Genomic DNA, 21,179 nt, shown 5'->3' on the forward strand with positions numbered 1-21,179 from the left:
TCAAAACCACTGCCGCGAACGGTCAATCAGTTTTGCCGTCTCCGGTCAGTTTAAAGTTGCCGCTTACAGATGTTTCGTCCGGGAATCGAGCGAATCAATGTTGTGATCTGGTCACCGGCCATCGGCGTGCTTCGATCTACTTTGGCCTTCGCAAGTTTCCTGACGCTCAGCGCGACGCCAACCGCCAGCCTATTCCAGCCCCTGTGGGGTATCGGCCTCCAACCAGCATGCAAGGGAATCAACGCACTCAACCTCTTCTGTGCCTTTGGACCTAACAACCTCGATCTATCGAAGTGGGTCGCGCTTGGACTGCTGCTCTTGGTCATGTCGGGGTACTTTCCACAGGCCACCTCCTTGATGCACTACTGGATCTCATTCTCCGTGTTCAATGGGATAGCCATTCCCGACGGAGGAGATCAAATCACCGTCGTGTTGACCCTCCTACTAATACCCATCTGCATGACCGACCCGCGCCGGAACCATTGGTCGGCCGCGCCCAATTCCACGATCTCGACAGGCTGGCGACGCGGATGGGCCATCGCGGGCTTGATAGGCGTCAAGATTCAGGTATCGATCTTGTATTTGCAGTCTTGCATCGAAAAAACCGCGCAAACCGAGTGGGCAACTGGAAACAACCTCTATTACACCGCTTCAGGCGTGTTCGGCTTCTCCGATCCCGTCAGAGTCCTACTGGCGCCGCTGCTTGAACATGAAGCCACCGTCAGTTTTCTAACCTGGTCAGTCCTGGCACTCGAGTTCGCCCTTGGGGTGACCCTGGTGACCCCCGTTGTGTGGCGCCCTTACCTATTCCTTTTGGCGGCACTCTTCCATGCCGGAATCGCACTCCTCATGGGACTGTGGAGTTTCGCCCTGGCCATGATCGCCGCAGACCTCATTCTGACACTCCCCCTTACGAGCGTTGCCTTCAGCCCCGGGTTTTCACTGAACGGGATCAGACCTGCTCCCGGGATTAGTCGAAGGAATCGGCCGACCTGACGAGGAGCAGTTTGCAGGTTCCAGCGCATCGTTCGCTTCCGCGGTTCGTCGTCTCTCTTAGGTAGTTGTTTTATGAAATTCCTGACCCTCTCAGCGGCGGTCATCTTCTCGGTCGTCGCCATCATTGCGTTCTCGAGCAACCTGGCAACGGGGATCTGGTCCCTGGCCGCGGCTGGAGCGACCCTTGCGACGTGGTCCGTCTACAGGGCGGCGCTGCTGCGTCGTAGGTAAAGGTTGAGAGTTCTTCTGCCTAGACTTGCGGGATGACGACGTATGAGGACGACCGAACTGCTCTGGCCGTTGATGAAGCCCCCGACGATATCGACGAATCCATTGATTCCGCGTTACCTGCGGAACTAAGCGCCGAGACATTATCGGGACTTGTTTCTTACACTCTTGACTGGAGCGTGCAGTCTCTGCTCGAGCGCATCGGCAAAACCTTTGATATCAACCCCAGCTTTCAGCGACGCGATGCTTGGTCCAGCGACCGAAAGAGTCTCTACATTGAGTCTCTACTTCTCGGATTGCCCGTTCCCCAGATTGTTCTGGCTGAGGATCCAACGGCGAAAGGGCGATTCATTGTATTGGACGGGAAACAAAGACTCGTAACGATGAAGCAGTTCGCCGCTCCCGACGAACACTTCAAGTCATTCAAGCTCAAAGGGTTGCAGTTCGTGCCGGAACTCAGCAACATGTCTTACGAGAACTTGCAAGAGTCTCCAATGTATTCCGAGTACGCAGATGGCTTCCTCGCGCAACCAATCAGGACAATCGTGATTCGCAATTGGGGAAGTCCTGCGGTTCTCTACAACATCTTTGTGCGACTGAATCAAGGCAGTCTTTCGCTGTCGCCGCAGGAACTACGCCAAGCCCTCTATCCTAACGACTTCACTCGGTGGATCAATACACGGTCCGCTCAAAGCGGTCTGATTCACCAGGCCCGCAGGATCAAGTCTGAAGATTTTCGGATGCGAGATGCGGAGATGCTTCTCCGTTTCATCGCCTTCAAGGAATCCCTCGAAGATTACTCCGGAAACTTGCGGCAATTCCTGGATGCAGCGTGCGAAATCGGCCAGACCGCTTTGGAGAAAGAAGGGGAATGGTATCTGGAGGAGCTTGCCGTTGCATGTGAATTGGCCATACAAAGGACCTTCACGATCTTTGGTAGCAACGCATTTCTGCGGTTCGAGGACGACGCGTATAACCGACGGTTCAACATAGCCGTATTCGATGTCATGACGGCAGTGCTCTCGGATTCGCAGCTGGACGACAGCGTGGTTGAGCACCACGCATCGGCAATTGAGGGGGCGTACAAGGATCTGTGCGTGAACGATCCGGACTTCCAGGCGGCACTCAAGGCAAGCACGAAGACCATAAAGGCTACCGCTGGGCGAATCCAGAAATTCGGTGAGCAGGTGGAAGCCATCACGGGTAGGACCCTGGACATTACGTCTCGGGCTGTCATTCTGGCCATGAAGGCGAAGTAAGCCTGATGCCATCCTCGCTATATGCCAGTCTTCAACAGAAGATTGGTGACCTAAAGGCATGCTTTATCGTTGAACGCCACGACATTTCTGACTACGAGTCCAATGATCACAGGAAGGCGGTGGCATTCGTCCTCTTGGCAAGTGCCGAACTGGAAGCATACGTAGAAGAGCGATGCAAGAAGGCTGCGAATGAGGCATTCGACCGACTGGACAAGAATCAGCCGACAACGGCCGGTCGAGGTATTGTCATGTGGGCCATCATCCGCAAATCCTCCGAACCACATCCTTTCGACTTAGCGGACGTGCAACTCCACAGGGAGCGGTTTTCCGAGATACGCAGGTCATACGTAACCAGCGCCGCTAAGAGTCACGGAATCGACGACAAAGATTTTAAGGCGCTCGCCTACCCGCTTGGCTTTAGGCCAGGGGATATCCCAGAGCAATTATTCGACTTGCTCAAAGAACTTTCGCAGGATCGCAACCCGGCTGCACACGGACCGGTGAATCGCGCTAAACGCTTGACCGAGCCCAAGGAGGAATGGACTCGGTTCTCAAAGATACTGGAGTTGTTGCTCGTCTTCGATACAAGGGTCGAGGATCTCGTTAAGGGTTGAGCAGGACATGGTGTTTGGCTACCCGAAGCTGCGCCACGCTCCTGCCCCCTCGGATGTCGTTGACTGGCCCTGAATTTCGCGGGAGTGGTGAGGAACGCAGCCAAGGTCAGACTGCTCACGGCAAGGAGACCCCGGGAATCTCGCGGATTCCAGAATCCTGCCCTCTAGCGGTGAGGGGCCCGACCTCCCGATCATGACGGGTTACCGGCTCGGCAACCGGGGACCTCATTGGGCCACCGCAGCCGCAGCAGCGAATACGTCCCCCGGCATCGATCGGTGTAGCTTCCAGGTGATCGCGATCGGCTTCTCCCGGGAATGCTGGACGTAGTCCACTTGACCAATGCAGGTGTACGGAACGGTTAGGCCCGTCTCATCCTCGGCTGTGTCACGCGTGAACAGGACAATGTTTGATCCATGGCTGGATCGGTTCAGGTAGCGCCTTCCGGTTGGGCTGGCGGGCGACGTCGCGTTCTGCGACTCCCAATGAAACAGTTCAGGGCTGATGGCGTAGTCCTTGTACATGGTGGTCGCTGAATGGTTCTTCTCGTCCTTGTTGAGCGTCACGAAGAATGCATCCGTTGACGTGGCCGGGCACCAGGCGACGCCCTCGCGGTGCTGTACGTTCTTGCCCAGATCCAATGACCCAAATTGCAGCGCTGCCAGCACTTCTTCACGCCGGTACGTGGCATGGGTCAGCAGTGGAATGTGTTGCAGACCCGCACCCAGTCCCTTTGCCGCATGTTTGGAGCGGGCAACTCCAAGCTTCACAAGCTGACGGATCTCACTGCAGACAAACTCGTAACGGCGCAGGCAGTCCAGGCCGTCGTCATACGTCTCAAAACCGCCGGCGTCGTCCCACAGGGTGTAGAAGAGCATCCTTGCGAAGGTTTGCTTCCGTGCGCCGAGCTCCGAGTAGCGGGGCGCGTCCGAGCCAACGAGCATCGAGTAGGCCTCAGCTCGCTCAGGATCGTCCACATGGAGCAGGCGCACCATCCGACTAAGGAGCTTCTTCTCCTCGTCACTGGACAGCTCGTGGGTCTTGCCTCTCAGCGCCGACTCAAGCGGGGAGAATCCCTCAATCAGCTGAGCTTGTCTGAGGTAGCCAGTCCAAGAGTCCTTCGTCGAGCGGTAAACCCTCTTAAGCTCATTGCCTGACCTTTGAAGGTATGTCTCCAACTCGAGCTCTCCGTAGGAAGCAATGTCCCTGACAAGGTCAGAGCGGTTGAAGCGCAGCTGGGCCTTGATGTTCTCTAGAACCACACCCTGCGCCACCCGGTCCAAGACGATCTGAGATCCGGACGGCAGATATGGGAACTCGTCTTCCACGGCCTTCTCCAGCTCTTTACGGCCGTAGCCGGTCAGTGCGCGATACCTCAAGTCAAAGCGGAACTCACGACGCTGCTGGCCAATGAAGTCCAGGACCGTCAGGACCGCCTTATCCTCTGAGCGTCGCAGCCCGCGGCCTAGCTGCTGCAAGAAGATCGTGGCACTCTGAGTAGGCCGAAGCAGCAGAATCGTATCCACCTCGGGCAGGTCAAGGCCCTCATTGAACAGGTCCACCGCGAAGATGCAGTTGACCGTGCGGTCCCGCAACCGCTGCAGCGCAAGGGCACGTTCGTCGTCGTCGGTTTGTCCTGAAACGGCAACGGAGGCGATGCCTGCGCGGTTGAAGACCTCCGCCATGTAGTGGGCGTGCTGGACCGAGACGCAGAAGCCGATAGCACGCATGTCGTTCGTGCTCGTGACCTTGTCCCGCAGCTCGCGGATCACCTTGCCCGCGCGAGCCTCATTGCCCGTGTACAAGGCATCAAGCTGCGTGACGTCGTAACTGCCGCGCTTCCATTCCAGGCGGCTGAGGTCTACGTCGTCCGAAACGCCAAAGTAATGGAAAGGAACCAGCAGATCCGCATCCAACGCGTCCCAAAGCCGCAGTTCGCTGGCCCTCCGGCCGTCGAAGAACTGCTTGGCGACGTCGACGCCGTCCCCGCGTTCCGGCGTCGCGGTTAGACCGAGCAACTCCTGCGGTTGGAGGTGGTCAATAAGTCTGCGGTAAGTTGGCGCGTGCGCATGGTGAAACTCGTCAATGACGACGACGTCAAAGTCATCGGGCGCTACCTTATCGACGCCGAGCGCGGCTAGTGACTGGACGCTGGCGAAGACATGTTTCCAGTCGTTGGGCTTGTGATCGCCGACGAGCAGTTCGCCGAAAGAACCCTTTTGCATCACGTCGCGGTAGGTGCGCAGGGACTGCTTGAGGATCTCCTGTCGGTGCGCGACGAAAAGCAAGGTGAGGTCCCGTCCGGTTGAGTCGCAAAGCCGCTTGTAGTCCAGGGCCGCGATCACCGTCTTGCCGGTGCCAGTGGCCGCAACAAGCAAATTCCGGTGGTAACCCTTGTCCCGCTCGGCTTCCAGATCCTCCAGCATCTCCACCTGGTGGAGGAAGGGTTGAACTTCTAGTCCTGTTGCAGCGTCCGGGGCCGCAGTGAGCCGGCCACCGTTTCGGGCGAGAGCGGTATCGAGCTTCTCTGCGTCGCGGTCCGGGTCGTAGCTTTGAAAGGCACGCTGTTCCCAGTAACTGTCGAAGGTGACCTCGAACTTCTTGAGAAGTTCCGGCGTTGAGACTGCGCTGAGCCGGACGTTCCATTCCAGTCCGTCCAAAAGCGCCGCTCTACTCAGGTTTGAGCTGCCGACGTAGGCGGTATGGAAGCCGGAGTTCCGGCGGAGAAGCCAAGCCTTAGCGTGCAGCCGGGTGGATTGGGTTTCGTAACTGATTTTCACCTCGGCGCCGTATCGCCTGACGAGTTCGTCGATGGCGCGGCGTTCAGTGGCCCCCATGTACGTAGTGGTGATGACGCGGAACCTGACACCGCGGTCTCTCAGTTGTTCGAGGGCGGGCTCAAGAAGGCGCAGGCCGGTCCATCGGATGAAGGCGCACAGGAGATCCACGGTGTCGGCTGATTCGATTTCAGCTCGTAATTCACCCGCCAGGTTCGGGTCGTCCTTGCAATTGGTAAGGAGAGCGGAGTCACTGAGCTTGGTCGTCGGACGGCGAAGGTTGCGGCGTTTGAGGGTGTCCGGCGGATGGAGGGAACGGAGCTGGGTGGGTCCGTCTGTGATGGTGTCACCGTGTTTGAGTTCCCGTAGGAGTCGGTTGGCCAGGGCGACCCTTTCGTCTGGCATGGCGTTTGTGAGGGCGACGCGCACGACGTCGGCGACGTGACGGCAGAGGATATCCGGCGCTTCGTCCTCACCTATCTGCTCAAAGGCGGCATGGAACTCCGGTGCTGCTCTCAGGCGCGCATCGAGCGCGTCGGTCTTGATTAGCTCATACAGTCCTTGATGCAGCGGCTCTGCTGCCAATCCCCCATCGAATGTAGTCACTTTGCCAGGGTATTGGTTTGGAGGACTTTGGTCCAAAGAAGTTGTTGCCAGCCCACCTGCCACACATTTATTGTCACGGGTCAGCCCTAGTCTCAGACTGAAAGGTATCGTTTCATTTATTCAGCATGCTGGGGGCAAATCATGCAACAGGAACACTTGGAGAATGTGGTTCCAGGATCCAAGCAAGACGCGGTTCTGTGGTCGGAACCGACTGGCAGGATCCTAAATGTGCATCGGAATACCGACTGGCTTTTCATCCGCAGCACGGAGCCATTACTCAAGTGCCCTGTAATTGATTGCGAAGTGAAACTTGTCGCGGTTGACAGGCAGGGCACGCGCCATTTTCGAAATGCGCCAGGATCCGTTGATTGTCGCCACTTCACTTCCCGTAGAGCGGACCATTCCACAAGGGGTGGTGGTCCAATGTCCGCTGAGCACCTCTGGTATCAGTCGGAAATAGCCAAGCAGGTCCGTCGACGGGCTCAGCTTCAGGTCACAGTGGAGGACTATGAGTCCAATGCGGACCTACTCATTCTGAATGTGAAGACCAATCGCTCCGTTGCCATAGAGATTCAGCGATGGGACACGGACATGCGCGCTCGGACTGAGCATCGAATGTCATTGGGTCACGAAGTCATTTGGCTCATCACAGACTCAGCCAAGCTATCCCCCGAAACGCAACATCAGGTTTTTACGAATCGCGGCGCTTTCGTTCGTGTTCGGTCATTCTCCAAGCCGTACACGGCGCTCTCGCCCTGGGATCCCAACCAGCCTCGCACCACCCCGGTCATCGAGGTTTCGGGAACGATAGGTCGCCTGGATGCTGCCTCGAGCTGTATCCGCGCCACCCGGATGCCCCTGATGACGGTTCTCGAAGAGATTCTTGACGGAAAGCGTGAATGGATTTTTCCGGGGCAAAGCGTCTACAAAACAATTTCTGGAACCGGCCGAAAAGGCGGTTCGTGGGTCCGCCATATTGACTACGTCAACGCCCATATCCTTGCGTCAGGCCTGAGTATTCCCCTCCTTCCCGAGACATCTCACTATGGACGACTCTCAGGACCCATCCAAGCCGCACCCCAAGTCCTTGAAGATGGGATTCGACCCGCTACTCGAGAACAAGTTTGAGCGCACCTGGTTTGGCGCATTCAAGTCGTAGGCGTCATCCAATCCGGCTGTCTGCGCACAAAACCGGGGCCCCTGCCCACCCGCTGTCGTGCCCCTCCGCACCGCTGTGCAGACCGAGTACTCCCTGTGGGAACGGGAGCCCGAAACGAAGGTCTTCCCGGTCCTGGCTGAGCTGGGCATCGGATTCGTTCCGTACAGCCCTCTCGGGCGCGGGTTCCTAACCGGACAGCTGCGCAGCGAGGCGGACTTCGCCGAGAACGACTACCGACGGCACTCCCCTAGGTTCCAAGGCGACAACTTCAAACGCAACCTCGAGCTGGTGGACCGGGTGAAGGAACTCGCAGACCAGAAGGGATGCACCCCGGGGCAGCTGGCACTCGCCTGGCTGCTGGCACAGGGCGAGCACATCGTCCCGATCCCCGGCACCAAGAAGCGCGAACGCCTGGCAGAGAACCTGGAGGCCATCGCCGTCGAACTCTCCGAAGAGGACCTCAAGCGCCTCGATGAACTCGTCCCGGCAGGGTCAGCTGCCGGAGACCGCTACCCCAACATGGGCAGCATCGACGGCTAAGTCCGGGCCCCTAGCCAGCAACCGCTTCTTTACCGAGCACCACGTTCACCGGCGCCTCGCCGGCTTGCAGCAACGAAATCTGCTTCTTGATGAGCCGGACCATCCGGGGGAACATCGCCGAGCTCGCCCCGCCCACATGGGGCGTGATCAGCACACCAGGCGCCGTCCACAAAGGATGATCGGCGGGCAACGGCTCCGGGTCGGTCACATCCAAAGCAGCCCGTAGCCGTCCCGACGACGTCTCCCGTAGCAAGGCTTCCGTGTCCGCCACAGGACCCCGCGCCACGTTCACCAACAGCGCGCCGTCCGGCATGGCCGCGAGGAACCGGTCATCCACCAGCCCGCGGGTCTGCTCGGACAACGGCACGCTGACCACTACGATCTCGTGCAGCGGCAATTGCTCATACAGCGCATCGATGCCGAGGATCCGGCCGTGTTCATCGTCCCGTTCGCGGCTGGCCATCCGCGTCACGTGCGTTTCGAACGGCAACAGCCTGGCTTCAATGGCCTTCCCCACTCCCCCGTAGCCCACCAGGAGAACACGGCGGTCCGCCAAACTGGGGCGCTGCCCGGCACCCCACGTACCAGTCGCTTGGTTCCGCACAAAGTCCGGAATGCCGCGCTGGCTGGCGATCATCATTCCCAAGGCGAGTTCCGCCGTCGACGTCTCATGGACTCCTGCCGCGTTGGCGAAAACGCAACCCGACGGCAAAACGTCAGCGACGCCGTCGTACCCGATCGACTGGCTCTGCACCAAGCGGACCGTCACGCCATCCAGTGCCGCGAGGGCATCTGGCCGGCCCATGTAGGGCGGCACCAGAAGGTCGAAGTGGTCCGCCGGCGCGGGACCAGCCAGGTCCCACACCACAAACTCGACGTCGGCGGAAGGCCCCATGGCGTCCAGAAGTTTCCGATCGGGCAGGCAGACCCTCAGCCGGACCGTCACCGGTAAATCACCAGATTGATGTTCACAGGACGCAGCGCGGTTTCGCTCATTCTTTTCCCGTCTCCCTTAGCTCCGGCGAAGCGCTTGTTCGAGTTGTTACTCAGGGGCAGGAATAGTCGTAGTCGAGTCCGGAGGACACGTACTGGGTCACAGACACCCGGCTTCCAGACGTAAGGCCAGGCACAGAACAATTGGACTTCGCTCCGCGCAAGGTATTGGCACCGGGAAGCCAACTCGGCGGCCCAGCCAGCGGACTGCTGGTGGGCACGGTTCCGGCGATGGTTCCCCACTGACTTGCGGTCGAATAGATCCCGACACCTGCGCCGGCAGCGCCGGAAGTGATGCTCTTGAAGTAGGTGGCCATTCCTTCAAGGTCGGCCCTGTTCAGTGCCGTGGTGGTCTGCCAACTGTTGCCGGTTTCCACATCGAGCCACCAGAAATAGTTCCCGGGGTTGTTCACGCCGCGGATGGTGGCGTCGTCGTACGCCTTCGCGTAGCCGTACATGTAGGAGCAGGCAAGATCGACCGCACCGCCGCACGTCCCGTAAGGATTGGCGATCTGTGTGCCGGCGTAGGTGTTCGACGACGGCCACCACGAGCCTGCGAGTCCCGGATTGGCGGTGTTCACGTACAGGGCCACCTTGGGCTGCGCTGTTCCTCCCGTTGAGCCAGCCGCCCAAGCCAGTTGCTGAGCCAAGCAAGGGTTGGTGTTATTGGCCAGGCCGCCGGTAACGCCCACGATCGCAAACGCTTGCCCCGCCGGGAGGCTTTTGCCGCACTGTGGCCAGGAAACATCGTTGCCGATCAAACCCTGAGTCCGGGGAGGCGGGGCCGCTGCTGCAGGAGCCATCCCCGCCAGCGACAGTCCAAGAAGGGCCAGGAACGTGCATGCCATCTTCATTCCAAAGTGCGCCATGCGCCCCATGGTACGCCCGCCCTCCCCGTCCCTCGGAAATGCACCGCCCTCCCCGGCGCCAAGAAGTCCGCGCCCCGCGGCTACTCGGCCGCGGGCTCGCCTTGCTTGACCAAAGCAGCCTCAAGGTTGATTTTCACCTTGTCGCTCACTAGGAAACCGCCGGTCTCCAGGGCTGCGTTCCAGGTCAGCCCAAAGTCCTTGCGGCTGATCTCGGTCTCGGCGGAGAACCCGGCGCGGGTGGCGCCGAAAGGATCAACGGCGACGCCGGTGAACTCCACTTCCAGCTCCACGGGCTTGGTGATCCCGCGGATGGTGAGATCGCCCGTGAGCGTGTAGTCCTCGCCGTCGCCCTCCACGCTGGTGGCCCGGAAGGTCATCTCCGGGAACGCCTCGACGTCGAAAAAGTCGGCGCCGCGGACGTGGCCGTCTCGGTTGGCATCGCCGGAGTCGAAGCTCGCGGTCTTGACCGTTGCGTGGAGGGACGCGTCGGCCAAGGACTCGCGCACCCGGGCCTCGGCACTAGCCTCGGTGAAACGGCCGCGGACCTTGCTGATGCCCGCGTGCCTCACGCTGAAACCAATCTCGCTGTGGGACATGTCCAGCAACCAAGTGCCGGAAGTCAGGCCTGAGGGAAGAGTCATGGTGGATCTCCTGATTCGAAAGAATTTCGCTTGGATCGATCCCTTCTACCCTTATTGAGCTCCTCAATGAAGTCAAGGAACCCGGCGCGGCCCCTTGACTGGCGGGGACCGTCGGCCGAGAGTGTCACATGTGAGGCGTGAGGCCGTTCGGGAGTATCTGGCGAGTGCCCTGTGGGCGATGCCGACGTGCGCCGTCGTCCTCGCGATCATCGCGGGGGCGGGCCTCTCCGCGGTACAGCTCGGCCCGGAGTCGCCCCTCGCCGTCCTCCTCTTCCAAGGGACGTCCGACGACGCGCGGAACCTGCTCATCGGGATCGCGAGCACAATGGTCACGGTCATCGCCGTCGTGCTCGGGCTCACTGTCGTGGCCCTGCAGCTCGCGTCGACGCAGTTCAGCCCTCGGCTGCTGCGGAACTTCCTGCGCGACATCCCCAACCAAGTGACGCTCAGCGCGTTCGTTGCCACGTTCGCGTACAGCACGGCAGGGCTCTACACAGTGGGAATCGCAGCCGGTCAGCGCACCGAGAACTACCCCCGCCTCGCGGTGAGTGGCGCATTGCTGCTGTTGTTCGTGAGCATGGTCATGCTCGTCTTCTTCGCCCACCATCTGTCGCATTCGATCCAAGTGGACCAAGTCATGAAGGGCGTCGAGAGGGCCACGCTCAAGGTGATCGAGAGGTCGTTCGTCCCGGGCGATCCCGCTATTCGCATGCCAAACCCACCGCCCGGCGCCACGGCCTTGCTGGTACCGCAGTCAGGATATGTTCAAGCCTTCCATGCCGAGGCGTTCGTCGGGGTGCTCGCGAGCCAGGGCCTCACTGCCCGTATGGTGCCCATGGTCGGCCGGCACGTCATCGCCGGATCCCCGCTCGCCTGGGTCTGGGAGGGCACCGGCGACGGCGAACATCCCCTTGCCCCCGACGCCGGCGCTGAACTGCGCCGGGCGCTCGCTCAGAGCGTTCGGATCGGTTACGAACGGACCCTTGAGCAGGACGTCGCCTTCGGGATCCGGCAACTCGCCGACGTCGCGTCCAAGGCGCTCTCGCCCGCCATCAACGACCCCTACACCGCGAACCAAGCGGTGGACCATCTCGGCTCGATCCTCGCTGCCCTCTCACTACGACAGCACGGCCCGCAGGCCGTGGTGGACGCGCAAGGCACCGTGAGGCTGCACCTACCGGCTCGGGATTTCGGCTATCTCGTGGATCTGGCCCTCGGACAGGTGCGGCGGTACGGCGCGAACGAGCCTCGCGTGGTCCGGGCACTGCTGCGTGTGTGCCGCGATCTCGTGTGGTTCGGCGACGCGGCCCACCACGCCGTCGTGCGTCAATACGTCGAGACCCTCCTCAGCGATGTGGCCCGGCTCGTGGCCCAGCCAGCCGATCGCGAACCCCTTCTCGCGGAGGGGGCGGCGGTACTCAAGGCGTTCGACGTCGCGGACGGACCCGGTGGCACCACCTAGCTAATACGGTGGGTGCGTCATTCGATTTCCGCTTCCGCGGCTGCGTTGCGGATGCCGCGGGGACGTCCTGCTTTGGTCCAGGCCCAGTAAAGGAGGCCTGCGATGGCGAGCGCAGCGGCGAGGCTGGCGATGGGGAAACCGCGGGAGAGGTTGGCAATGAGGGTGAAGGCCACGACGAGGGCTCCGACGGTGTTCAGGATGAGGAATCCCGGTTGGCGGTCCTTACGGGCAAAGAGTGCCATGGAGACCAAGCCGGCGAGGAAGCTGAGGAAGACCGAGACGGCGTAGAAGAGGACAAGCACCTGGTCGTTGCCTCCGGCGATGGCGGTGACGGCTCCGGCCAGGACGATGAACAGGGCGACGCCCCAATAGGGCGTGTGGTGTGCGTTGGTGCGGCCCAGGGAAGGAGGAAGGATGCCGACCGTCTCCCCGTTGCGGTTGATGTGGCGTGCCAGAGCCTTGAGTAGGCCAGGTCCAGCCTGGAAGCCTGAGGAAGCCGCCGAGAGCAGCAGCAGGGCAGTGACGAGCTGGAAGGCGGCGAACACAGGCTCCGGGGTAGCGAGGCGGGCGAGTTCGGCGATCTGCGTGCTGTCTTCCGGAGGGATGCCTACTTGGAGTTGGGTGGCCTCCAGGGCGAGGCCCAGAGTTATGATCCCGACGACGGCGAGGGTCAGCCAGAGGGTGAGCTGCCCGAAGCGGCGCTTCCCGGCGTTGTCGAGCTGCCCGAGCTGGGCAACCGCCGAGGTCGCCGCTTCGACGCCGGTGGCCATGGCCATGGCGACGGGGAAGGCAAGCGCCACGGCAAGGACCGGCGCATGCCCTGGAGCGCCGGTGATCGTGCCAACCGGTCGAGGCGCTGCGCCGAGACCGTCCAGAAGGACGACGGCGGAAACGACGATGAAGGCCACAGTCATCGCCGCGAAGACCAACCGGCCCAAGTGTCCGAACCAGCTCGCAGCACCGACGAGGACCACCAAGCCCAGCCCGAGCAGCAACCGCCAGGGGGCAAGTGCCGGGAAATAGGCGATCACTGCCGAGGAACCAGCAGAGACGCTGATCGCGATGGTGAGCACGAAATCCACCACCAGCGCCCCGATCGGGATGAAGGACCAGCCGTCTCCGAAGGCTTCACCCACGGCGGCGGACGCCCCGCCGCCTCTCGGGTAGCGGGCGATAAGTTGCCGGTAATTCACGATGACCAGGGCGACGATGGCCACCACTACGACCATCGTCGGGCCCAGCAACGCCAAATCACCGTTCAGGGCGCGCAGAGCGGCTTCGATGGCGTACGCAACAGAGGAGACAGGGTCCGCCATGACCGCGAAAGCAAACGCCAACAGCAGCGCGGTGCGCGAGCGCAATGCTCTGCCAAGACCACCTTTGATGGACGCTCGGCGCTGAATTTTCACGGGGTTCTCCGGTTCCATGACAGACCTATCGATCTGCCGACCAGACTTCCCGGCTCACCCTGAATGCCTCCCGCCCGCTGCTAGGAGCGCGGGCGGGAGACGCTACTACATCCCGAGCCCGGGGACCATCCCCGGCGCAAAGGCGACAAACACCGCAATCAGGCCTAGCGCCACCGCAACCGAACGGTTGGCGAGCCGTTTCCACGGGAGCATCTTCTCAAGCGCAATGAACGCCCCGACCACGGCCATCCACCCGACGCTCATCACGCCGAGCGCGAAGAGCGCCACCATCAACGCCCAGCAGCAGGCAACGCACCATGCGCCGTGCTCGAGTCCAAGGCGCAGCGCACCAATGGGCCCGTAGCGGATGCGGTGCAGGATGAAGTCCATGGGCGTCCTGCATTTCATCAGGGAAACGTTCTTCGCCGGCGTGAGCTGGTAGACCGCCGCGGCAAAGATCACTCCCGCAGCCAGATAGCGACCGCCAGGATCAGACGAGAACAAGCCAGGGACCAGCGCCGCCACCGCTGTGTAGAGCGCGTAGGCGGCGAGGCCGAAGATTGTCCACGAAATCAGGTAACCGGCAACGAACACGGCCGTAGACCCTGACGGAGCGTATCGTCCGGTTTCGCGGCGGTGCTCGGTGATCCGGGCGTAGGCAACCACCATCGGAGCCACCGACGGAAACATCATCGCCGCCAGCATCACAACCCAGGTGGTGAGGAAGAAGCCCAGTGGTCCCGGGTCTGTCCAACGCCCCATGTCCATCCCGGACATTTGCACGGCCGAAACGATCCAGCTCACCCCTGCGAGGACGAGCAGAACCGCGACCAAACCGGCCTCGCGCAGATCAACGCGGAAAACTGTGGCGCGCGCGGTGGAGCGCGCCACAGTTCCCGGGTTCAACCTTCTGCGCGGCACGTGCCCGGCCGTCATGCCCTTCCCTTGGGGGCGCCTTCAGCCATCTCGCTTGCGTAGGTGAATTCCCCGCTCTCGCCATAGATCCCGTCGAAGTCCAGGTCGAAGAGATCCGAGTGCCCCGGCGCCTTCCCGATCATGTAGTCGGCAGCGAAGGCGTACATAGCGTTCTTGACAGTGGTGACACCGCCACCCGGTCCGGGCAGCGTCTCAAGGGTGAAGTTCACGCGGTCTCCCACTTTGCCGGACGGGTTATCGCCATCCGAGAAGGTGACACTGGCTCTCTGGACGCCCAACCATTCGCCATACAAAGCCGCCAGATCCCCGAACGGGCCGCCAACCTCGCCGTGCAGAATGCTTTCGAGGGCGGTCGCCTGCCCGTCCGATGCTCCTTCATCGAGGACGACTCCGATCCTCCAGCCGCCCGCGGTGAGGTGCGACGGGAAGAAGTTGACGAAGGCAAAGTCGACACCCGAAAGATCGGTGTCATCGAGCTTCCCAGCCGCAACATGGAACACAGCCACGCCACGGCACTCGCCGTTCGTACTGTTGGGCCTACCGTCCACCGGGCACGGACAGATCAACGCGCAACTACAATTGGCTACATATTTCCCGGACATTTCCCACGACATTGAGGACTCTCCTCGCTAGTTCATTCGACTAGCGGAGCTCCCCCAGAGGCAGCGCCGAAAACACTTACAACGAGACCACGAACCTCGTAAGGCCGAGATTATTCCCGCCTCATTTGAGTGTCAATAAGCTTTGCTAACCCACCGTCCCCGGCTTCCGCCACATCATCGCCAGCACGAACACCACCGCGCTCAGACCGAGCATCACCAGCACCATCAACCCCCAGTTCGCCTGATTGACGCCAGGCCCATAAAGCACGCCGATGAGCACCGTCGCTGTGATGGCCCCGAGGTAGCGGCAGGTCTGGAAGATCCCGGCGGCCACTCCCCTGTCTTGGGGCCGCGCGGACACATACAGCCCCTGGTTTGACGCCGTGCTGACCACGCCATACGGGATACCCATCAGCGCCGTGAGCACCAACACCAGCGGAGGCCAGAAGGACAAAGTCAGGATCCCCAACGCCCCGGACGCGAGGGCCAAAAGCACGACGCCGGCGATCATCACGGAACGCACCCCGAACCGCTCAATGAACCGCACCGCAACCGGGGTCACGAAAACCGACATGGCAGCAAGGGGCAGCATCAGCAGGCCGACCACACCGGCGTCGTACTTTCCCGCCTGCTGCAGCAACTGCGGAAGCCCGAAGAACGCAAAGTAATAGACCGCGCTGAACACCGCGAAACCCAAGTACAACAGCAGCAGCGGCCGGTTCCGGCCAAGCAGCCGCAAGTCCAGGAACGGCGGGCTGAACCGCAACTCGCGCCATGCAAACAACCCCGCCAGGACAACCGCGACGGCGATAAACCACCAACGGTAGGCCGGCATCACGTTGAGCAACGCCATCATCGCCAGCGTGAGCGAGGCGAGGAAAGCCAGGATGCCCGGAATGTCGGAATCGCGCAGGAGGACCGAGAGTTTGCCGCTTTCGCGTCCGACGTCGGGCGACGCCACTCGCCGCACCACAATCAGGGCCACGAGTGAGATCGGCACGTTGATCGCGAACAGCGCCTGCCAGCCGACAAGACTCACCAGGAGGCCGCCGACGACGGGTCCCACCGCAGCTGCCGACGTGTTCGCCATCTGGATGCGCCCCAAGGGTCGGGTGGAGCTGATGTTTGCCTGCCGGCTGAGTGCCGAAACCATGACGACGGCGCACGGGTACGCCGTCGCGGTCCCCACTGCCATGAGCGCCCGCGCCACGCAGACCAATGCGAAGTTCGGCGAGAACGGCGCCAGCGCGCAGGCAATGGCAACCACCGCCATGCCGAACGTGAACAGCCGCCGCGGACCGAAACGGTCGGCGAGGCGGCCCATCAGCGGCTGGCCCGCGGCCGAGGCGAGGTAGAAGGACGTGATCACCCAAGTGACCGTGGCGACGTCGAGTGCAAAGTCCTCGCGGAGCACCACCAGCGCCACCGCGATCATGGACGAGTTCAGCGGATTCAACGCCGTCCCCAGGCTGAGTGCAGCGATCGCTAGGCCGGGGCGGGATTTGTTGGTCACGCCCCTAAGTCTGGTCCATGGTTGCCTTGGGTCACGAAACGATGGGCGACACGAACCTCGGCGGGGAGCCGTCAGTTCTGCGCTGTGGACAGTACCGGCTTCCGCTTACCGCTGGCGTCTTGAGTCAGCGTCGGGACCGGGGGCTTCGGCGGGGCCACTACCGGAGCAGGTGCCGGGGGTGGTGGCGGTGCGGGCGGAAGGCAGGAGTAGTTGTAGTCGAAGTCCGTGGTGAATTGGGTGAGTGCGACCGCACCCCCGGCCGTCAACGGAGGGGCCGAGCAGAGTTCCACTGCGGACTCCGTTGACGTTGCTCCGGCAAGCCAGCTCTTGAGTCCGTTCAGATTGCTGTCGGGATGAAGCTGACCGGCGATGAGCCCGAACTGGTACGAGGTTGAATAGATGCCCACCGCCGCTCCAATGCTTTGCAGGTAGGCGGCCATGCCTTCAATATCGGCGGAGTTGGCGACTTTGTCCCAGGACCAGGCGTTCCCGGTTTCCACGTCCAGCCACCACAGGCGCTTGGCGGGGTCGGGTACCCCGTGCCGGGTGACGTCGTCGAAGGCCATGCCGTAACCGTAGAGGTAGGAACACGCCGCCGAAGCTGTCCCGTCGCAGCTCCCGTACGGGTTCGGACCGGCCAGGCCCACGTCCGCATCGGATGCCGGCCACCACTCGGCTCCGAACGGTCCAGGATTGGCGGTATTGACATACACAGCGGCTGCGGGTTGGCTCGTCCCGCCCGCCGAGCTGCTGGCCCAGCCCAGCAGCTCGGCGAAACAGGGATTCGCGGTGCCGGGCCGTCCGCCGTTCACTCCGACAATCCCGAACGCCTGGCCCGCAGGAACTCCGCCCCCACATTGGGGCCAGGATGTGTCGCTGCCCAACACGATGCCCGAAGCCTCCACCGGTGCAGCGTTCGCGGAGGAGAACGGAGTGGCTACCCCAGCAAAAAGGAGGCAACCGAGGGCCATGAGTTTTCCAGTTTTCATGATGTGCATCCTCGGCAGGGTCAGGACCCAGACGGGTTGGTACTGCCGCACATTGCTTCCCGAAACAATGGCAGTGAGCCTCGTTTTCGGCTCACATTGGATGCTACGGAGCCGTTTCCGGGCAGCCGTGAGTAATCCCTACTGGACTTAGTTAACGAGATTGCGAGTAAGTGGTGCTTTGCACTTGGAGTACAGCTCAGCTGCCGGGGGTACTCAGCGCCGCGCTAGGGCCCGCGCGTCCCCGTGCCGAAACCAAAGAGCCGGGTTTGTGCAGAGGCACCAACCAGGCTCTTTGATCGAGAAAGACGAACGCAAGCTATGGTCGCGCGTGAAAGGTGTCGGTCTTCGCCGGATCGCGCTCCACAACGGGATCAAGGACTTCGTCGATCTGTTTCATCAACGCATCTTCAAGCTTCCGGCCGCTGGCCTCGGCGTTGGCCGTGATCTGTTCGGGTCGCGAGGCGCCGACGATCGCCGCCGATACGTTGGGGTTTTGAAGGACCCAGGCCAAAGCCATTGTCCCCAACGACATTCCGGCGTCGGCCGCAATCGGCTTCAGTTGCTGCACTTTGGTGAGAACGTCGTCGCGCACCCAGCGGGCCACCGTGTCCTTGCCGCCCTTCTGGTCAGTGGCACGGGAACCTGCCGGAGCCTCTTTGCCTGGGAAATATTTGCCAGTGAGCACGCCCTGGGCAAGTGGTGACCAGACGATCTGGCTGATCCCCAGCTCCTCACAGGCCGGCACGATTTCCTCGTCGATAACCCTCCACAACATGTTGTACTGGGGTTGGTTGGACACTAGTTGGATGTTCAATTCCTTAGCCAGGGCGGCACCGGAACGGATTTCTTCAGCCGTCCATTCGGAAACGCCAATGTAGTGGGCCTTGCCATCCCGGACGACGTCGGCGAAGGCCTGCATCGTCTCCTCCAGCGGCGTCTCGTAGTCAAAACGATGTGCCTGGTACAGGTCAACGTAATCCGTCTTGAGTCTGCGGAGACTGCCGTTGATGGCCTCGCGGATGTGCTTGCGGGAAAGGCCTCGGTCGTTACGCCCCTCCCCCGTGGGGAAGTAAACCTTGGTGAAAATCTCCAGGCTTTCGCGCCGCACGCCTTGCAGCGCCTCGCCCAAGGCGCTTTCGGCGCGCGTGTCAGCGTACGCGTCGGCAGTGTCGAAGGTGGTGATGCCGGCGTCGAGAGCGGCGTGAACGCATGCGGCGGCCGCATCCTGCTCTATTTGGGACCCGTGCGTCATCCAGTTACCGTAGGCAATTTCGCTGACATACATGCCGCTTCGGCCTAATTTTCTGTATTCCATTAATATCTCCTGCTGTCGGTTCAGGGACGGATTGCGAAGATGTTCTTCATGCGGTCCCAAGCCTCTGAGCGGACAAATGCGGGAATGCGGTTGAGAGGAGCGGGCACATCTACTGTTTGCTTTCCTGCGTAGCTGTCCCCGGTCCAGGCGTCGATCCAGTCTCCGGAAGGAAGGTAAGTTGTCCAGGACCTTGCCCCGTCCCGGGTCACAGGGGCAATCAGTAGGTCATCGCCGAGCATCCATTGCAGCGGGTGGTCCCAGACCTCCTGGTCTTCGGCATAGTCGAAGTAGAGGGGCCGCATGAGTGGGGCGCCGGTGGCTATGGTCTTCCGGGCTTGCTCCGACAAATACGGGATGAGGCGTTCGCGAAGCTCCGTCAGCTCGCGGAAGATCGGAACCACCGTCTCGTCGCCGCTTCTTTCCTGGATGTTCCAGGGCGTGCGGTCACGGGATGGCTTCCGGTGATGGTTGAATTCCGAGTGGTACTGCATGATGGGGACGAACACTGCCGCCGCTGCCGAGCGCAGATATAGTTCGGCGGTCGGCACGTCGCCGGAGAAGCCCGCAAAATCCCAACCCCAGTACACGACGCCGCACGCAGCGGCGGATAGGCCGGCAAACATTGACCAGCGGAATGCATCCCACGTGGAGTCCTCGTCACCCGCCCAGAAGGCTCCGTGGGCCTGGGAGCCAGTGAAGCCGGCCCTGCTGAAAGTGACCGGGGCCTTACCGGCAGACTCGAGCAGATCGCCATAGGCCTTGGCGTACGCGACTGGGAACAAATTATTCCCCTCGTCTCCCTTCATCCCATTGAGATAGTGAAGATCCTCGCCCCAGGCGTGCTCCCCTCCGTCAGTCTTGAATCCGTCGATGCCAAGTTCCTCGACCAAATATCGCCGTTTCTCCGTCCACCAGCGTGCCGCCTCCGGATCGGTCAGGTCCGGCATAAGTCCAAGTGGGAACCACCATCCTCGGTTCCGGTAAGGCCGCAGGCTGCCGTCCGGAGCCTCTTCACGAATGAGCCGGCCTTCACGGATCGCAGCTTCGGCGTCGTTCCGTGCCTGCCCTTGGGGGTGTGGCCGCATCTTGATCAGCGGGATCTGCCACAGGACCACGCGAATGTCCCGTTCGTGCAGTTCATCGACCATGGCTTTCGGGTCCGGCCACGCTCCCCCTTCGGGGAAAGTGAAGTCGTTGAGCCCCAGAGGGCCGCCGTCGGAACTGGGGGTATACACAGCGTCACGGAACGCAGTGAACGTGGCCTCGTCGCTCCATGCCTCAATCACCACGGAACCCACGGGAATTCCAGTTTCGCGGTGCAGGTCCATCTGCCGCATGACCTCTGCCTGGGTGTTCCACTCGTTTCCGCTCGCCCAGAGCTTGAAGACCCAATCGGGAAGCTCCTTGGGTCCCCCTACTTTGGAGAGGAAGGATTGCAGGACCTCGGTGGGCGTTCCATCGAAGATCTGCACGCCCAGGAGTGCATCGCCGTGCACGGGGTCCGGGCCGACTTCGGCTTCAATGATGAGCCGGTTTTCGTCGGATGCGCCAATGTCGTACCAAGTGCGCCGGGAGGTATCGATGTGGAATCCCCAGCCGTCTCCGCCGACCACGTGGGCGAACGGCATGGGCAAGTAGGTCTTCCGGTGCGCACCCTGGCTTTTGTATTGCTCAAAGACGACGGCGTCCAGCGTGGTACCCCGGTGGTCGAGGGCATCGAATCGCTCGCCGAAGCCGGCCACCCGTTCGTTCGGGGCGAGGGACAGCGCGAACCTGACCCGCAGAGGCCGGGAACCGTCGTGCAGTACTTCGACCGAGTCACGGATCAAACGGCCGGCGCCGGTGATGTCCAGGGCATGTTCCGCAGGTTCCCAGGTTGCCACTTGATAGCTGAACCAGCGGGTATGTTCCTTCCGGCCCGCAGGGTTGTCGCCGCTGAAGCGATACTTGTAGCTTGCCATAGGGTCGGCCGGTCCGAGCGTGGTCTGCCAGCCGCTGGCCGCACGGGCCAGTTTGGCTTGAGCTGAGGCGAGATGGCCGCCGTCGACCACTTGTCCACGGGAGGCCGCCGGCACCCGCGTGAGAGGCACGGTTGATTGGGTCACCGACCCGTCGTTTCGAATTTCCGCCAATTCACAGACCACATTTGTCAGCTCAGGTGAGGTTCGTACCCCCAAGGTGACGGACTCGCCGGCTTGGGGACGGACGGGGCTGCGCTGATCGGTGTCGTTGACGTAGGGGTGTCCTGAGCCGAGTGGTTTGTGGCGGATCAA

General features: G+C 61.7%; 18 protein-coding genes. 7 read left to right on the top strand and 11 right to left on the bottom strand.

Annotated features, from left to right (window positions below):
- Positions 1 to 102: 102 nt before the first annotated feature.
- The 4 genes from OW521_RS08505 (at position 103) to OW521_RS08520 (ending at position 3,097) form a co-directional block, all read left to right on the top strand.
- Positions 103 to 996, top strand: a complete 894-nt coding sequence (locus OW521_RS08505; RefSeq protein WP_268024512.1) for a sporulation-delaying protein SdpB family protein — start codon at positions 103 to 105, stop codon at positions 994 to 996.
- Positions 997 to 1,068: 72 nt separating this feature from the next.
- On the top strand, positions 1,069 to 1,227 hold the full coding sequence (locus OW521_RS08510) for a hypothetical protein (protein ID WP_268024513.1): 159 nt from the start codon (positions 1,069 to 1,071) through the stop codon (positions 1,225 to 1,227).
- Between the two features lie 32 nt (positions 1,228 to 1,259).
- Entirely contained in the window at positions 1,260 to 2,483 is a 1,224-nt protein-coding gene (locus tag OW521_RS08515) for a DUF262 domain-containing protein (RefSeq protein WP_268024514.1), read from the top strand.
- A 5-nt stretch (positions 2,484 to 2,488) separates the two neighbouring features.
- A complete protein-coding gene (locus tag OW521_RS08520; protein ID WP_268024515.1) occupies positions 2,489 to 3,097 on the top strand; it encodes a hypothetical protein in 609 nt (202 codons plus the stop codon).
- 225 nt (positions 3,098 to 3,322) lie between these two features.
- On the opposite strand, the gene OW521_RS08525 is transcribed toward OW521_RS08520, so the two are convergent.
- Positions 3,323 to 6,442 carry a DUF3427 domain-containing protein gene (locus OW521_RS08525; protein WP_442781267.1) on the bottom strand — a complete coding sequence of 1,040 codons (3,120 nt, stop codon included), beginning with the start codon at positions 6,440 to 6,442 and terminating at the stop codon, positions 3,323 to 3,325.
- A 459-nt stretch (positions 6,443 to 6,901) separates the two neighbouring features.
- On the opposite strand from OW521_RS08525, the gene OW521_RS08530 reads away from it, so the two are divergent.
- Together OW521_RS08530 and OW521_RS08535 are read left to right on the top strand one after the other, a co-directional pair.
- Positions 6,902 to 7,606: a hypothetical protein gene (locus tag OW521_RS08530; RefSeq protein WP_268024517.1), complete on the top strand. Its 705-nt coding sequence runs from the start codon at positions 6,902 to 6,904 to the stop codon at positions 7,604 to 7,606.
- 88 nt (positions 7,607 to 7,694) lie between these two features.
- Positions 7,695 to 8,177, top strand: a complete 483-nt coding sequence (locus OW521_RS08535) for an aldo/keto reductase (RefSeq protein ID WP_268024519.1) — start codon at positions 7,695 to 7,697, stop codon at positions 8,175 to 8,177.
- 10 nt (positions 8,178 to 8,187) lie between these two features.
- On the opposite strand, the gene OW521_RS08540 is transcribed toward OW521_RS08535, so the two are convergent.
- The 3 genes from OW521_RS08540 to OW521_RS08550 form a co-directional block, all read right to left on the bottom strand.
- Positions 8,188 to 9,123, bottom strand: a complete 936-nt coding sequence (locus tag OW521_RS08540; protein ID WP_268024521.1) for a 2-hydroxyacid dehydrogenase — start codon at positions 9,121 to 9,123, stop codon at positions 8,188 to 8,190.
- A gap of 100 nt (positions 9,124 to 9,223) precedes the next feature.
- Complete coding sequence (locus OW521_RS08545) at positions 9,224 to 10,039, bottom strand: hypothetical protein (RefSeq protein ID WP_268024523.1); 816 nt, start codon at positions 10,037 to 10,039, stop codon at positions 9,224 to 9,226.
- An 80-nt stretch (positions 10,040 to 10,119) separates the two neighbouring features.
- Positions 10,120 to 10,680 carry a YceI family protein gene (locus OW521_RS08550; protein ID WP_268024524.1) on the bottom strand — a complete coding sequence of 187 codons (561 nt, stop codon included), beginning with the start codon at positions 10,678 to 10,680 and terminating at the stop codon, positions 10,120 to 10,122.
- Between the two features lie 130 nt (positions 10,681 to 10,810).
- Between OW521_RS08550 and OW521_RS08555 the strand changes: the two genes are divergently transcribed.
- Entirely contained in the window at positions 10,811 to 12,142 is a 1,332-nt protein-coding gene (locus OW521_RS08555) for a DUF2254 domain-containing protein (RefSeq protein WP_268024526.1), read from the top strand.
- A gap of 17 nt (positions 12,143 to 12,159) precedes the next feature.
- Here the strand turns inward: OW521_RS08555 and OW521_RS08560 are convergent, their stop codons facing one another.
- The 7 genes from OW521_RS08560 to OW521_RS08590 all read right to left on the bottom strand — a co-directional run bounded on the left by OW521_RS08560 (position 12,160) and on the right by OW521_RS08590 (position 21,179).
- On the bottom strand, positions 12,160 to 13,569 hold the full coding sequence (locus tag OW521_RS08560; protein WP_268024528.1) for an amino acid permease: 1,410 nt from the start codon (positions 13,567 to 13,569) through the stop codon (positions 12,160 to 12,162).
- An 87-nt stretch (positions 13,570 to 13,656) separates the two neighbouring features.
- Positions 13,657 to 14,487, bottom strand: coding sequence for a DUF2182 domain-containing protein (locus OW521_RS08565; RefSeq protein WP_268024530.1), 831 nt, complete (start codon positions 14,485 to 14,487; stop codon positions 13,657 to 13,659).
- Positions 14,484 to 15,101 carry a DUF1326 domain-containing protein gene (locus OW521_RS08570; protein ID WP_268024532.1) on the bottom strand — a complete coding sequence of 206 codons (618 nt, stop codon included), beginning with the start codon at positions 15,099 to 15,101 and terminating at the stop codon, positions 14,484 to 14,486. Before OW521_RS08570 ends, OW521_RS08565 begins: the two co-directional genes overlap by 4 nt.
- A 133-nt stretch (positions 15,102 to 15,234) precedes the next feature.
- Positions 15,235 to 16,602, bottom strand: coding sequence for an MFS transporter (locus tag OW521_RS08575; protein WP_268024534.1), 1,368 nt, complete (start codon positions 16,600 to 16,602; stop codon positions 15,235 to 15,237).
- A gap of 71 nt (positions 16,603 to 16,673) precedes the next feature.
- Complete coding sequence (locus OW521_RS08580) at positions 16,674 to 17,591, bottom strand: hypothetical protein (protein ID WP_268024535.1); 918 nt, start codon at positions 17,589 to 17,591, stop codon at positions 16,674 to 16,676.
- 316 nt (positions 17,592 to 17,907) lie between these two features.
- Positions 17,908 to 18,906: an aldo/keto reductase family protein gene (locus OW521_RS08585; protein WP_268024536.1), complete on the bottom strand. Its 999-nt coding sequence runs from the start codon at positions 18,904 to 18,906 to the stop codon at positions 17,908 to 17,910.
- A gap of 20 nt (positions 18,907 to 18,926) precedes the next feature.
- Positions 18,927 to 21,179, bottom strand: coding sequence for a glycoside hydrolase family 31 protein (locus OW521_RS08590; RefSeq protein WP_326494017.1), 2,253 nt, complete (start codon positions 21,177 to 21,179; stop codon positions 18,927 to 18,929).

Origin of the sequence: Arthrobacter sp. MMS18-M83, from assembly GCF_026683955.1 — a bacterium.
Taxonomy (GTDB): domain Bacteria; phylum Actinomycetota; class Actinomycetes; order Actinomycetales; family Micrococcaceae; genus Arthrobacter.